Genomic DNA, 13,529 nt, shown 5'->3' with positions numbered 1-13,529 from the left:
GAGTTGTCCGGGCGGTGGCTGACCGCCCTCGGCATCATTCTCGGCGCGGCTTATGCTGCGGTGTGGGGATGGGCCCTGTCGTCACAGACGTACAACATCTACGGTGCGTTGGCCATCATCCCTGTCGTGGTAGCGATCGACCTGTTGCTGGTCGCCTGGGTCGTGACGCGCAACAACGATGAGTCTTGGCTGCCCTGGGTCCTTGTCGGCGGGCTCTTCGCCAAACTCCTCGGGACCTTCGGGCGCTACTACGTTGCCTACGTCGTCTACAGCGGCAGCGCAGACGCCGAGCGCTACAACTTGTACGCGGCCTACCAGCACAAGATCTGGCGTCAGGGCGACATCGTCTGGGAGTGGGGCGGCAAGCAGGGCACCCAGGTCATGGAGATCATCACGACTGCGGTCTACACAGTGATCGGTGGCTCGCCGCTCGCAGGGTTCTTCGTCTTCGGCTCGTTCGCGTTCTGGGGCGCGTACCTCCTCTACCGTGCTTTTCGTGTCGCCATCCCGCAGGGAGACCACAAGCGCTACGCACTGCTCATCTTCTTCCTGCCGTCGATGCTCTACTGGCCGTCCAGCATCGGCAAGGAGTCATGGCTCCTGCTCTTCGTCGGCGTCACGGCCTTGGGCGCGGCGAGGCATTTCACCGGGAAGGGTGGCGTCATCTGGCTCCTCGTGGTCGGTGCAGTTGGACTGGCTTTGGTTCGCCCCCACATCGCGGTGCTGCTCTTCGCGTCGCTCTTCGTGGCCGAGATGTTCCGGCCGACCGGGGGGACGGCGGCAGGTCTGCTGCGCAAGATGTCGGCCATTGCAGTGCTTGGGGCGGCGGGCGTCGTCCTCGTCCGCGCATCAGCCCAGTTCCTCGGCATCGATGACCTCAGCACCCAGGCCATCACTGAAACGATCGACTGGTCCAGCGGGCAGACCCAGCAGGGCGGCTCTGAGTTCACCCCGATGCCGCTCAGCAACCCGTTCGGCGTTCCGGTCGCGCTCATCACCATCCTTTTCAGGCCGTTCCCGTTCGAGGCCGGCAACGCGCAAATGCTCGTCCAAAGTCTCGAAGGGATGTTCCTCCTCGCGCTGGCCGTGTTGGGATGGAGGCGGCTCGGCCAGATCGGTGCACTTCGACGTAATCCCTACTTGGTCTTCACCATCGTGTTCATCCTCGCCTTCGTGATCGCCTTTGCCGGGTTCGGTAACTTCGGCATCCTGGCGCGACAGAGAGTGCTCATGCTGCCCTTCTTCCTGGTGCTGCTCTCGCTTCCCAAACCCAACGTGTCGCTGGACGGCCTTCCGCTGCGGTCAGGGACCGTCCATACGCTGCCGGGCTCGGAGCCCTACGCGGTGGTACGCCGGTGAGCACCGCAATCCACCCAGACTTGGCTTCACGCGCCTGGGTCAAGGAACGGCTGTCCCTCCTTGAGAGCGAGTCCCCGCCGCGGGGCCCAGCCCTGCTCATCTATCACCGCGTGGGAGCCGGGAGTCGTGACGAGCTCGACGTCTCTCTCAGTCAGTTCAGACAGCAGTTGTCGGCGCTCGAGCGGCATGACGTACTGCCCTTGGACACCGCGCTCGACCGGGTCGAGGCCAGAGATGACCGCGCCAGTGTCGTCCTGACCTTCGACGACGGGTTCGCCGACGTCTATGAGAACGCCTGGCCGCTTCTGCGCGAGCGCAGACTGCCGTTTACGCTGTACCTTGCGACCGCGTTCATGGGCCGGCGAATGCAATGGGAGGGATCGACGGCACAGGGTCCGCACGGCGAGGGGATGACGTGGTCTCAGATCGAAGAGCTCGTGGAGTCGGGGCTGTGCACGATCGGCAACCACACGCATAACCACCTGCGTCCGGAGGTCCTGACGGTCGAGGATATCGACGAGTGCACCGAGACGGTCGAGCGACACCTGGGCGTCAGTCCCCGGCACTTCACCTACCCGTGGGGCATCCCCGTCCCCGAACTCGAACCGGACCTCGCTCGGCGATTTCGCAGCAGTTCGACCGGCGTCCTCGGTCGCAACGATCCCCAGACCCACTCCATGCGTCTGCGGCGTGTCCCAGTACGGCACAGCGACCCAATCGAGTTCTTCGAGGCCAAGCTGACCGGGCGCCTGCGGGCCGAGCGACTGTACGCCGGCCTGGTCGCGGGTGCGAAGATGCCCGCGCGACTGAGCCGACTACTTCCGGGACGCGCCGGCTGAGGCGAGCTCCGCATACCGCTGCTCGATCGTTGCCACGGCGCTTCTGATGTCGTACTTCGGCGCCCGCGATCTCACCGACTCGGACATGCGCCGGCGTGCGGCGGGATCCTGCGCGAGTGCGACCAGGGCGTCTGCAAGTGCGTTGGGATCGCCCGGAGGGACGACCCTGCCGTCGATCCCGTCGCGGACATGCTGCGGGATGCCCCCGACAGCGGTCGCAACCACGGGAAGGCCCATGGCGAAGGCCTCCATGATCGCGACCGGCAGGCCCTCATGGGCCGACGACAGGGTGAAGACGTCGGCGGCCGCCATGAGGGCTGGAATGTCCCGGCGAAACCCGAGGAACATGAAGCTCTCACCAAGGCGGGTCTGCCGATGCAGGTCGCCCAGCTCCGACTCGAGAGGCCCCTGTCCGACGGAGATGAAGCGAAGCCGTGGCTCGAGCGCCACCGCACGTTCAGCCGCGGCGAGGAGGTTCGGGTAGTCCTTGTTGCGCCTCAGGTTCGCCACGGTCAGGGACATGATCTCGTCGTCGTGGAGGCCGAGCTCGCGACGCACCTCCTCGCGCGTAGCCCTCTGCCCGAGCAGCGATGTCCCATCGATCCCGTGTATGAGCACCTCGTAGCGGCCCGCGAGCGGACGCCACACCGTCTCCTTCACCTGGTCCGACACCGCCCACGTCTGGGCGTCGAGAGGCTCGGTCAGCGCGTTCGCCAACCGGGTCGGCAGGCGGTGGCTGGTCCACTCGTTGTGCTCCGTCGTGACGACCACCGGGCGGCGCCCGCCGGCGACGGTCCGAGAGCCGATCCTGGTCGCGGCTGCGAGGACAGGTGAGTGCACGTGCACCACATCAGCGTCCTGAATCATCGAGCGGAGCTCTCTGAGCCAGCCGAGGCGTCCACCGTGCTTGGAGCCCAACCGATAAGGCAAGATGCCTAATGCCTCGAACTCTGGAACGAGGTGGGTCTTGTCCGGGCGGACGTAGGCGATGGAGTAGTCGAACCGTTCGCGATCCACGACCCGTGCGGCTTGGAGCAGCAGCTGCTCCGCACCACCTGGGCCAAGCCCCTTGATCAGCCACAGGACCCGTATGTGCGGGTCCGCCCCCCGCCTCTGCTCGCCGTACACTCCTGGAGGGTAACAACGACGGCTGCGCGTCAACGCATCGCTCGGCGGTGCTGGAAGGAGAGTTTGTGGGGGAGATCGAGGTCCGGCAAGCGGAGCCGCGGGATTCGGCGAAGGTGACGGCCCTACTGCGTGCTTCCCTGGGGAAGGAGGAGGACTCTCACTACGAGGGGTTCCTGGCATGGAAGCACGAGCGCAACGCCTTCGGCCGATCTCCGGCGTGGGTGGCGCTCGACGGTGACCGCGTCGTGGGCTATCGAACCCTGCTCCGGTGGCGCTTTCAGACGGATGAGGGCAAGGTGCTCCCGGCCGTTCGGGCAGTCGACACCGCCACGGACCCGGACTACCGGGGCAGGGGGATCTTTCGGCTCCTCACACTGAGGGCAGTGGCGGACCTAACCGTGACAGGCGACGCCTTCGTCTTCAACACCCCGAACGACAAGAGCCGACCCGGCTACCTGTCGATGGGCTGGACCCCGGTGCGACGTCTCCCCGTCGGGGTGCTGCCGTCGGGTCCCGGCGCTATCGTTCGGATGACGCGGTCGAAGGTCGCCTCGCGAATCTGGTCGGAGCAGACAGATGTCGGTGTTGATGCTCGGGATGCGCTTGCCGACGACCGGGTGTGTGACGGCCTACTGGCCCACGCTCCTCAGCGAGGGGTGCGGACCGAGCGGACCCCCGCATACCTGCGCTGGCGCACAGAATTCGAGCCGCTTGCCTACCGGGTGCTCTTGGCGGATCCTCATGAGCCCAAGCGGGGCGGGGCGATCTTCCGGGTGCGGGAACGCGGGGCTGGCCTCGAGGCGGTGATCGCCGAGCTCTTCGCCCCGTCCACAGCGGCCGGCATGACCCTCGTGCGTCGGGTCCTTAATAGAACCGGCGCCGACTATGCGATCGGGCTCCGAACGGGCAACACACGTGCTCTTCTCCCTCTCCCAGGGCAGGGACCTCTCCTCACCGCACGCCCCCTTGCTCGCGGCATTCCGGCCCCCAGTGATTGGAGCCTGACGATGGGGGACGTCGAACTGTTCTGACGTGTGCTTTGCTGGGCGACGTGGATGGCATGCAGGTTGAGTCGACGCTCGCGCTCCCTCGTGACGTTGCGGTGGCGCTGTCTCACGCCGCAGTCCAAGCCATCGCAGATCAGGAGCGCCTCACGGTCCTGCATATCAAGGGACCGATCGTCGATGCGACTTTGCGAGCGTCCGCCTTGGCCCGATACGGCGATGATGAACCGAGTGAGACTCGGCGTCGGCACTCCATCGATGCCGATGTCCTCGTCGCGCCGAGTCAAGCACGGTCGCTGCTAGATGCCATGACGCGCCACGGCTGGACGCTTGCATGGGACTTCGATGAAGGCTCGCTCTTCGCCCACGCCGCGACCATGCAGCATCGCTATCTCGCCCACGTGGATGTGCACCGGTGGTTTCCCGGCATCGAGATGGAGCCCGAGCTGGCATTCCGGACTCTGACCGAGGGCGCTCGACGGATCGACGTCGCCGAGTACCCGTGCCTCGTACCCTCCGACGATGCTCATAGGCTCATCCTTCTCCTCCACGCGGCCCGTTCTGGTGGCGGGGCAGGTGCGAGCGACGTGACTCAGCTGTGGACTCGGTCGACGTCAGAGCAACAGGAGGCCGTGCGGCGATTGGCAGAAGACCTGGATGCCAGGGTCGCCCTCGCCGCTGCAATCGATGAGCTGGACTCAGTTCGTCATCACCGTTCCTATCGGCTATGGCGCGCGTTGCAGCGGCCACAACATACCCATCGGGAAGTCCTGGTCGGACACCTCAGGTCCGCTCGCCCGCGCGAACTGCTTCCTCTCGTCATCCGATTCGCTCTGCTGAACAAGCGGAGAATGCAGCGCCAGAGTGAGGAATCTCTGAAGCTGCGCGAGACTCTCCATGCCTACCGCGTGTGGGTGAAGCGGCGGATGGGAGTCGACTCGTGACAGATCGACCGGTGTACGGCCGGCCCGAGCACGTGGCCGCAGCCAGATCCGCGGATGGCAGTCTGTACCTCATGGCACTACCCGATGGGCCACCGCGAGCGCTCAACGGCCCAGCCGAATTGATCTGGGAGGTCGCTGTGTCGGGCAGTTCAGACGTCATCGCGACCGTCGCCGCCTTCTTCGACGTGGAACCTGCCGCGATCGCGTCGGATGTGAAGGCAACCCTGAAGTCACTCGAAGGGGGGCGCCTAATCGAGCGCAGGCAGGCTGCGGGCGACAAATGATCCGCCTACTGTTCGTCTGCACGGCCAACGTTTCACGCTCACCCTACGCCCAAGTGCGAATGTCGGAACTCTTTGGAGCGCAGACTCGCGTCGCAAGCGCGGGTACCCCGGGCACCGACGGTCGGCCTATGGATCCGGCGATGGAGGCTGAGTTGCCGTTTGATGACTCCGAAGCGCACCTTCATCGCAGCCGAACGCTCGCCGAGCCCATGATCGAGGACAGTGACCTTGTCCTGACCATGGAGTTCGCCCACCACATGCGAATCCTCGAGCAGTGGCCTCGAGCGAGTGCCAGGGTGTTCGGACTGCGGCAGTTCGTCGACGGCTTGAACCGGACACCCGGTGCCGGGTCAGATCTCGAGCGCGTGTCTCGAGCGCGCCAGCAGCTCGCTCCCAACTCGATGATGTGGGACATCGCTGATCCATACCGGCGCGGACGCCGAGCCGCCCGTCGGTGCGCGCACGAGCTAGATGACCTCGTCCTGAGGCTCGGCGTCGGGCTGGGCTACGAGCCCATAGCCGAGGACTAGTCCCGCGGCGAGCGGGATCGGCCAATACTCAAGGAGGTGGTCGACGAACGAGTGGACAGCCAGGGCTGTCCATGCTGCAACCGCGATCCACGATCGAGCCGGAGTTGCTGCGTTCACCGCCACGCCCAGACCCGCCAGGTACAGCAGGATGAGCAGGGCAAGCCCGATGCCGCCCAGCTCCACGGCGACCTGAAGAGGTAGAGAGTGAGCGGAAGACTGATCGGGATCCTTCAAGAGGTTGAGCGCTTCGAAGAAACCCGGCCCACGACCCGCGACCTCCGCATCACGGAAGGCGCCCCAGGCTTGGAGCCAGAGCAGCTGACGGACCTCGTCGAACGCCTCGAGCGCGATGGTGGGCCAGACGACGCGACGAGCCAGTGCGACGAGACCGACTGCCGTCGCGGCCAATGTCGCGACGGCGAGACCCGCCGCGGGCCAACGGCGGCGTCCAGGTGAGAATCGCGCGGCCAGAGCCACGGTCGCCACCAGGGGCGCTGCCACGGCCATTGCTGCCGCTGATCGGTTCGCGACGACCGTCAGGACCGAGATGGCGAGGGCAGGCCATGCCCAGCGCCCGGCCCGCGATCGCATCGCGACTAGGCCACTGAGCGCGATCAGCTGGACTGCCACTGCCGCGTTGGCATTCGCGTACCCGATCGGCCCCTTCGCGGGGGCGCCGGAAGACAGCACACCGACCAGGAAGAGGGTCGCGAGGGCCACCGTGACCACGCCCGCCACCCGCGGGGACGCTCGGCCGAGTCCCCAACCACCCACCCCGCCCACAACAATGAGAACTGGGGCATAGACGTATGGAGCGACCCCCCGCAGACTGGAGTCGAACCACCACCCGGACAGCAGCGCATACACCACCCAGGTTGCGATAACCGCAGCGAGCGCGGCCGCACCCTTGGTGGTCACACTCCTGCGACGTCCGTTGAAATGCCGGCTGTGGCCATCGCGTTCCTGTAGAAGTCGCTGCTACGCGACAGTTCGCTCGGAGTGCCAAGGGCTGTCAGTCGGCCGTCCTCGATCACCATGATCCGGTCGCAGATGTCGAGCGTCGACATGCGATGGGCGATGATGACCACGGTCACCTTGCCGCGTAGTGCCCCGAGAGTATCTCGGATGAGACCCTCGCTCCGGCCGTCCAGAGCGGAGGTCGGCTCGTCGAGGATAAGCAGTTCGGGGTCACCAGCGAGCGCCCGCGCGATCGAGATGCGTTGACGCTGGCCGCCGGAAAGGCGGCTCCCACGCTCACCGAGGTGGGCATCGAACGTGTGCGGGAGCGCTTCGATGTCGCGCAGAACATTGGCGCGGACGGCGCTGTCGCGCAACGCCTCGTCGTTGATGTCGTCTCGGAAGAACCGGATGTTCTCCGCGACGGTGCCGGTGATGAGGTTCGCATCCTGGGCGACGAAGGCCACCCGATCACTCCACCAGTGACGTTCGACGTCCTGAAGACGGACCCCAGAGACTTCGAGCGAGCCCTGATCAGGCTCTCGGAGCCCGAGGAGAAGCTGAGCGAGCGTGGACTTGCCGGCTCCGGAAGGGCCGATCACCCCGATGACCTCGCCTGGAGCGATGCTGAAGGTGACGTTCGACAATGCAGCGTGGTCGGAGCCGTAGGAGAAGGTGACGTTGTCAGCCACGAGAGGTGCAACGTGAGTTGGGACCGCTGCTCCATCGGCAGCGGGAGCCCCGACATACTGGTCAACTGCCTGACGCAGCCTCTCGATAGCCGGAGCCTGCGATGCGAGGGATCCGGCTGCCGACGCCAGTTGCTGGCCATAGCTCAGCGAGCGAAGCATGAGGAGCATGACCGCTCCAACCGCTTCGAGGCGGCCGAACTGGAGGAGTGCAAGAACTGCCACTCCGGCAAGGACAGCCGCATAGGCGAGCGACATGTACACGGGGGAGAGAATTCCGGTGAGCGACTGGACGCGGCGTTGCGTCTGCGTTGTTGTCTCGGTGAGCTCGTCTATCCGCTCGACGAAACGATCCTGCACTCCGAAGGTCTGCATCTCCATACCGAGTGCGCCGAGCTCTGAAACAGCGTTGGCGAAGTCGAGGTTTGCGCGCTGCAGGGTGCGCGAGCGCGCCTTGATGCGGCGCCGCAGCGGAATGAGTATCGCGCCAACGACGGCGAGGGCGATGAGCACGGCGCCCGTCGCAGCCGCGTCCACGAAGAGGCCGGTGCCGAGAAAGGCGATGAGACTCAGCAGGGCAACAGTGGCGTTCGTCAGGGTGGTGATCGCGTTCGCCGCGTACTGGACGAGGGTCGTCAGGAGGCTCTGCAGGCGGCCGGCCGGTGCATCATGTTGGGCTGCCCAGCTAGCTTTGAGATAGGCGTGGGACAGTTCCCGGCGTTGCGCCGCGGTGACGTCGGCGGTCAGGTGAGCTGAGACCCGCACACCAAGGATCTTGAGCGCGAGCTGTGCGACGAGTGCCACTCCACCTGCGGCGAGCGCCGTGCTGAGCTCGACCGTGTAGCCGGCCACGGGGCCGATCAGGTCATCGCCAGCAATCAGGGCGAGAGCGACAGCGGAGATGAGAACGAGGAAGAAGGCCTCGAGCAGCGCGCCAACGAAGGAGACCGCCGCGAGGGTGCCCATCTTGACGCGGTACGGCCGTACGAGGCTCGCGATCAGCCCACCCCGCTCGGACTCCGGCTCGCTTGCTTGATCTCTGTTCACCGACACGGTTCACCCCTCATGTGCACAGAGGAATGGTCGCAGGTTCAGCTCCGGACACCAAAGCGCGCTGGCCGAAGGGTTGGGTCGCCTCGAGCTGACCGACCTATCCGCCCGATGGCTCGTGGCGGTCCGCCTGGGTGTCCTCCTCGTCCGGCCAGGTGCGCACGGCCTCGGCGAGGATGGGATCCAGGTCGTCGTCACCTTCTGTCACACATCGGCGCAGCTCGGCGCGCATCCGAGGATCCCAGAACTTCAGGATATGCGCTGAGACCTCCTCGACCGCCTGGTCGTGGTCTCGGTGCGCGAACTGGCGTGCGATGTCGGCGCCCATCCGCACCACGGCATCGTGGAGGGCCGCGTCGCTCACGCGAGCGCGCCACCCGCCATGACGACCTCGCCGAGGTGCTCGGCGTCGGCGGAGTTGGCGACCGCGACCTGCACGGCGGTCACCTTGTACTCGGGACAGTTCGTCGCCCAGTCCGAGTTCTCGGTGGTCACGACATTGGCACCGGTCATCGGGTGATGGAACGTCGTGTAGACGACGCCGGCGGGCATCCGCTCCGAAACCACGGCCCGCAGCGTCGTCGTCCCGACCCGGCTTGAGAGCGAGACGATGTCCCCGGTCGAGATGCCGCGCACATGCGCGTCGGCGGGGTGGATCTCGAGGACGTCCTCGGGGTGCCAGGTGGAGTTGTCGGTGCGGCGGGTCTGGGCGCCGACGTTGTACTGGCTGAGGATGCGGCCCGTTGTCAGCACGAGGGGGTAGCGGCGGTTCGTCGTCTCCGTCGTCGGGACATAGACGGTCTCCATGAGCCGGCCCTTGCCGCGCACGAACTGTCCGACGTGCATCGTCGGCGTCCCGTGCGGGGCCGCCTCGGTCACCGGCCACTGCATCGACCCCTCGGCATCAAGGCCGGCGAAGCTCACGCCGGCGAACGTCGGCGTCGTCGCGGCGATCTCGTCCATGATCTCGGCGGCCGACGCATACGACATGGGATAGCCCATCGCGGTCGCGATGTCGCAGGTCACCTCCCACTCGTCCTTGCCCACGCGGCTCGGCATGACCGGGCGGACCCGGTTGATCCGGCGCTCGGCGTTGGTGAAGGTGCCGTCCTTCTCGAGGAAGGACGTGCCGGGCAGAAAGACGTGCGCGAAGCGGGCCGTCTCGTTGAGAAACAGGTCTTGGACGACGACGAGGTCCATCGAGCGCAGCGCCGCCTCGACGTGCTGGGTGTTCGGGTCGGACTGGGCGATGTCCTCGCCCTGGACGTACAGACCGCGGAACGAGCCGCCGAGGGCGGAGTCGAACATGTTGGGGATCCGTAGGCCAGGCTCGGGCTGGATCGGCACACCCCACAGCTTCTCGTAGATGCTGCGTACCTCGGGCCGGGAGACGTGCCGATAGCCGGGCAGCTCGTGCGGGAAGGAGCCCATGTCGCACGAGCCCTGGACGTTGTTCTGCCCGCGCAACGGGTTGACCCCGACCCCCTCGCGGCCGATGTTGCCGGTGACCATCGCGAGGTTGGCCATGCCCATGACCATCGTCGAGCCCTGGCTGTGCTCGGTGACCCCAAGGCCGTAGTAGATGGCGGCGTTGGGGACCGTCGCATACAGCCGCGCCGCAGCTCTCAGGTCCGCTGCCGGGATGCCGGTGATCTCCTCGACCGCTTCGGGGGAGTGCTCGGGGCGGGCGATGAACGCGAGATAGGCGTCGACGTCCTCACAGCGGTCGCGCATGAACGCCTCGTCGTGCAGACCCTCGGAGACGATGACGTGGGCCATCGCGTTGATGAAGGCGACGTTGGTGCCGGGCCGGACCGCGAGGTGGAAGGCCGCTTCGACGTGCGGCGAGCGGACCAGGTCGATCCGACGCGGGTCGGCGACGATGACCTGGGCCCCCTCGCGCAGTCTCCGCTTCATGCGGGACGCGAACACCGGGTGCGCATCGGTCGGGTTGGCGCCGATGAGCAGGATGACGTCCGCCTGCTCGACCGAGGCGAAGTCCTGGGTGCCGGCCGAGGTGCCGAAGGTCTGGTTCAGGCCGTACCCGGTGGGGGAGTGGCATACCCGGGCGCACGTGTCGATGTTGTTGTTCCTGAACGCGGCACGCACCATCTTCTGGACGACGTAGACCTCCTCGTTCGTGCACCGCGAGGAGGAGATGCCGCCGATCGCGCCGACACCGTGCTCCTCCTGCAGCCGTCGGAACCCGCGGGCGGCGGTCTCGATCGCCTCCTCCCACGACACGACACGCCACGGGTCCTCGATCGACTCGCGCACCATCGGGTGCATCTGCCGGTCTGGGTGCGAGGCGTAGCCGAACGCGAACCGGCCCTTGACGCAAGAGTGCCCCTCGTTCGCCCCGCCCGCCTTGAGCGGCATCATCCGCACGACGGTCGGCGGCTCGCTCGGGTCGGGTGAGTCCTGCACCTCGGCCTTGAACGAGCACCCCACCCCGCAGTAGGCGCAGGTCGTCTCCACCGAGCGGGTCGGCATGCCGAGCGCGATGACCGACTTCTCCGTCAGGGCGTCGGTGGGACAGGCCTGCACGCACGCACCGCACGAAACGCACTCGGAATCGAGGAAGCTCGTCCCTCCCGGGGTGATCCGCGAGTCGAAGCCGCGGCCCTCGACGGTCAGGGCGAACGTCCCCTGGATCTCGTCACAGGCGCGCACGCACCGGGAGCAGACGATGCACGCGGCCGGGTCGTATGCGAAGTAGGGATTGGACCGGTCGCTCACCTCGCCGAGATGGGTGGCCCCATCGAGTCCGTAGCGGACCTCGGCGACTCCGACCGTGGCCGCGAGCGCCTGCATCTCGCAGCTGCCGCGCTCACACCCGGCGCAGTCGCTCGGGTGGTCGGACAGGTAGAGCTCCATGACGCCGCGTCGCAGGTCCCGCACGTGCCCGGTCTTGGTGTGCACGACCATGCCGTCGCTGCAGGGAGTCGTGCAGGACGCGGGTGTGCCCTTGGCGCCGTCGACCTCGACGAGGCAGAGCCGACAGGACCCGAAGGCCTTGAGCGAGTCGGTCGCGCAGAGCTTCGGGATGGCGATGCCGGCCTCGGCCGCCGCCCGCATGACCGAGGTGCCGACGGGCACCGTGAGTTCGCGCCCGTCGATCGTGACGGTGACGTCGTGGTCGGCCTTGACGGCCGGGGTGCCATAGTCGGGCTCGATGATGAGGGTCATCGGATCGTCTCCTCGGTCAGGCCGAAGTCCTGCGGCCAGTGTCGCAGGGCGCTGCGCACGGGCATGGGGGTCAGGCCGCCCATCGCGCACAGCGACCCCTTGGTCATGGTCGTGCACAGGTCCTCGAGCAGAGTGAGCTGAGTGCGGCGGACCCCGTCGTCGGGGGCGCCGGTGATGCGGTCGATGACCTCGACGCCGCGCGTCGAGCCGATCCGGCACGGGGTGCATTTGCCGCACGACTCCTTGGCGCAGAACTCCATCGCGAACCGGGCCATCCGCGCGGCGTCCATCGTGTCGTCGAAGACGACGACCCCGCCGTGCCCGATCATCGCGTCCGCCGCCGCGAGGGTCTCGTAGTCCAGGGCCAGGTCGAACTGCTCGGCGGGGATGTATGCGCCGAGCGGTCCCCCGATCTGGACCGCCTTGACTGGCCGACCGGACAGCGTCCCGCCGCCGAAGTCCTCCACGAGCTCGCGGATCGTGCCGCCGAACTCCAGCTCGACGATCCCGCCCCGCTCGACGTTGCCCGCCAGCTGGAAGACGGAGGTGCCGCGCGAGCGTCCGACCCCGAGCGACGCATACGCCTCGCCTCCGTCGGCGAGGATCATCGGCACCGTAGCGAGCGAGATGACGTTGTTGACGACCGTCGGCCGGCCGAACAGGCCGGACAGCGCGGGGATCGGCGGCTTGGCCCGGACCTCGCCGCGGCGACCTTCGAGGCTCTCGAGCATCGAGGTCTCCTCGCCGCAGATGTAGGCGCCGGCGCCGACTCGGACGTGCAGGTCGAAGGAGAGGTCGCTGCCCTGGATGCGCTCGCCGAGCCATCCGTGCGCGTAGGCGATGTCGATCGCGCGACGGAGGGTGGCGATCGCGTGGGGGTACTCGCTGCGCAGGTAGACGTACCCCTCTGAGGCGCCGACCGCATACGCCGCGATCGTCATGCCCTCGATGAGCGTGAAGGGATCGCCCTCGATGAGCATCCGGTCGGCGAAGGTGCCGCTGTCGCCCTCGTCGGCGTTGCAGCAGACGAACTTCAGGTCGGCGGCCGCGGTGCGCACGGTCTCCCACTTCACCCCGGTGGGGAAGCCCGCGCCGCCGCGCCCGCGCAGGCCGCTCGCGGTGACCTCCTCGACCACCGCCGCCGGGTCGAGGGACAGCGTCCGCCGCAGGCCGGCGAAGCCACCCTGCTGCTCGTATGCGGCGATGTCGGTCGGCTCGATGATCCCGACGCGGGCGAACGTGACGCGGTTCTGGCGGGTGAGCCACTCGTGCTGGTCGACGACGCTGATCGACTCGGCCGAGCCGTCGAGGATCGCGTGGACCTGGTCGCGCGTGACGTTCGGATATCCGACCCGCCGCGTGGTACCGTCCTGGGCGACCTGCTCGACCTCGACCAATGGCTCGAGCCACAGCATGCCGCGCGAGCCGTTGCGGCGAACCGTGACCCCGGTCTGCGCGAGGGCTGTGGCGACGTCGTCCGCCCCGACCGACACGGCGGCGGCATCACACGGCACCCAGACGGTTCCCGTCGAGCTGTGCTCCATCGCCGCTCCTGC

12 protein-coding genes are annotated in these 13,529 nt (G+C 67.2%); 6 read left to right on the top strand and 6 right to left on the bottom strand.

Going from position 1 to position 13,529, the window contains the following annotated elements; translation table 11 throughout:
- Window positions 1-3 precede the first annotated feature (3 nt).
- Both GA707_RS09825 and GA707_RS09820 read left to right on the top strand, forming a co-directional pair.
- Window positions 4-1,359: a hypothetical protein gene (locus GA707_RS09825; protein WP_193315256.1), complete on the top strand. Its 1,356-nt coding sequence runs from the start codon at window positions 4-6 to the stop codon at window positions 1,357-1,359.
- Window positions 1,360-1,379: 20 nt separating this feature from the next.
- The gene (locus GA707_RS09820; protein WP_226963678.1) at window positions 1,380-2,198 is read left to right on the top strand and encodes a polysaccharide deacetylase family protein; all 819 of its coding nucleotides are present in this window, start codon (window positions 1,380-1,382) and stop codon (window positions 2,196-2,198) included.
- On the opposite strand, the gene GA707_RS09815 is transcribed toward GA707_RS09820, so the two are convergent.
- Window positions 2,175-3,326, bottom strand: a complete 1,152-nt coding sequence (locus GA707_RS09815) for a glycosyltransferase (RefSeq protein WP_226963677.1) — start codon at window positions 3,324-3,326, stop codon at window positions 2,175-2,177. The two genes, GA707_RS09820 and GA707_RS09815, sit on opposite strands and share 24 nt — an antisense overlap.
- A 65-nt stretch (window positions 3,327-3,391) precedes the next feature.
- On the opposite strand from GA707_RS09815, the gene GA707_RS09810 reads away from it, so the two are divergent.
- The 4 genes from GA707_RS09810 to GA707_RS21770 all read left to right on the top strand — a co-directional run bounded on the left by GA707_RS09810 (window position 3,392) and on the right by GA707_RS21770 (window position 6,088).
- Entirely contained in the window at window positions 3,392-4,357 is a 966-nt protein-coding gene (locus GA707_RS09810; RefSeq protein WP_193315269.1) for a GNAT family N-acetyltransferase, read from the top strand.
- 29 nt (window positions 4,358-4,386) lie between these two features.
- On the top strand, window positions 4,387-5,274 hold the full coding sequence (locus tag GA707_RS09805; protein ID WP_226963694.1) for a nucleotidyltransferase family protein: 888 nt from the start codon (window positions 4,387-4,389) through the stop codon (window positions 5,272-5,274).
- A gap of 71 nt (window positions 5,275-5,345) precedes the next feature.
- The gene (locus tag GA707_RS09800) at window positions 5,346-5,558 is read left to right on the top strand and encodes a PqqD family peptide modification chaperone (protein WP_152178219.1); all 213 of its coding nucleotides are present in this window, start codon (window positions 5,346-5,348) and stop codon (window positions 5,556-5,558) included.
- Window positions 5,555-6,088, top strand: a complete 534-nt coding sequence (locus GA707_RS21770; RefSeq protein WP_152178218.1) for a low molecular weight phosphatase family protein — start codon at window positions 5,555-5,557, stop codon at window positions 6,086-6,088. The genes GA707_RS09800 and GA707_RS21770 overlap by 4 nt, the downstream gene beginning before the upstream one ends.
- Here the strand turns inward: GA707_RS21770 and GA707_RS09790 are convergent.
- The 5 genes from GA707_RS09790 to GA707_RS09770 form a co-directional block, all read right to left on the bottom strand.
- Window positions 6,026-7,006: an O-antigen ligase family protein gene (locus GA707_RS09790; RefSeq protein ID WP_152178217.1), complete on the bottom strand. Its 981-nt coding sequence runs from the start codon at window positions 7,004-7,006 to the stop codon at window positions 6,026-6,028. The genes GA707_RS21770 and GA707_RS09790 overlap by 63 nt on opposite strands.
- Entirely contained in the window at window positions 7,003-8,787 is a 1,785-nt protein-coding gene (locus tag GA707_RS09785; RefSeq protein ID WP_226963676.1) for an ABC transporter ATP-binding protein, read from the bottom strand. Before GA707_RS09785 ends, GA707_RS09790 begins: the two co-directional genes overlap by 4 nt.
- A gap of 97 nt (window positions 8,788-8,884) precedes the next feature.
- A complete protein-coding gene (locus tag GA707_RS09780) occupies window positions 8,885-9,148 on the bottom strand; it encodes a formate dehydrogenase subunit delta (RefSeq protein WP_226963675.1) in 264 nt (87 codons plus the stop codon).
- The gene (gene fdhF, locus GA707_RS09775) at window positions 9,145-11,973 is read right to left on the bottom strand and encodes a formate dehydrogenase subunit alpha (protein ID WP_152178216.1); all 2,829 of its coding nucleotides are present in this window, start codon (window positions 11,971-11,973) and stop codon (window positions 9,145-9,147) included. The genes GA707_RS09780 and fdhF overlap by 4 nt, the downstream gene beginning before the upstream one ends.
- Window positions 11,970-13,517 (bottom strand): NADH-ubiquinone oxidoreductase-F iron-sulfur binding region domain-containing protein, encoded by a 1,548-nt coding sequence (locus tag GA707_RS09770; protein ID WP_152178215.1) that lies wholly within the window; start codon window positions 13,515-13,517, stop codon window positions 11,970-11,972. Before GA707_RS09770 ends, fdhF begins: the two co-directional genes overlap by 4 nt.
- Window positions 13,518-13,529 lie beyond the last annotated feature (12 nt).

Source organism: Nostocoides sp. F2B08, assembly GCF_009184895.1.
Classification (GTDB): domain Bacteria; phylum Actinomycetota; class Actinomycetes; order Actinomycetales; family Dermatophilaceae; genus F2B08.
The sequence above is the reverse complement of the archived record's forward strand: the minus strand, read 5'-3'. Positions and strand labels throughout refer to the sequence as shown.

Coding starts and splice junctions, on each gene's coding strand:
- GA707_RS09805 (WP_226963694.1), top strand. CDS start 4,387: ATGCAGGTTGAGTCGACGCTCGCGCTCCCTCGTGACGTTGCGGTGGCG.
- GA707_RS09800 (WP_152178219.1), top strand. CDS start 5,346: ATGGCACTACCCGATGGGCCACCGCGAGCGCTCAACGGCCCAGCCGAA.
- GA707_RS21770 (WP_152178218.1), top strand. CDS start 5,555: ATGATCCGCCTACTGTTCGTCTGCACGGCCAACGTTTCACGCTCACCC.
- fdhF (WP_152178216.1), bottom strand. CDS start 11,973: ATGACCCTCATCATCGAGCCCGACTATGGCACCCCGGCCGTCAAGGCC.
- GA707_RS09770 (WP_152178215.1), bottom strand. CDS start 13,517: ATGGAGCACAGCTCGACGGGAACCGTCTGGGTGCCGTGTGATGCCGCC.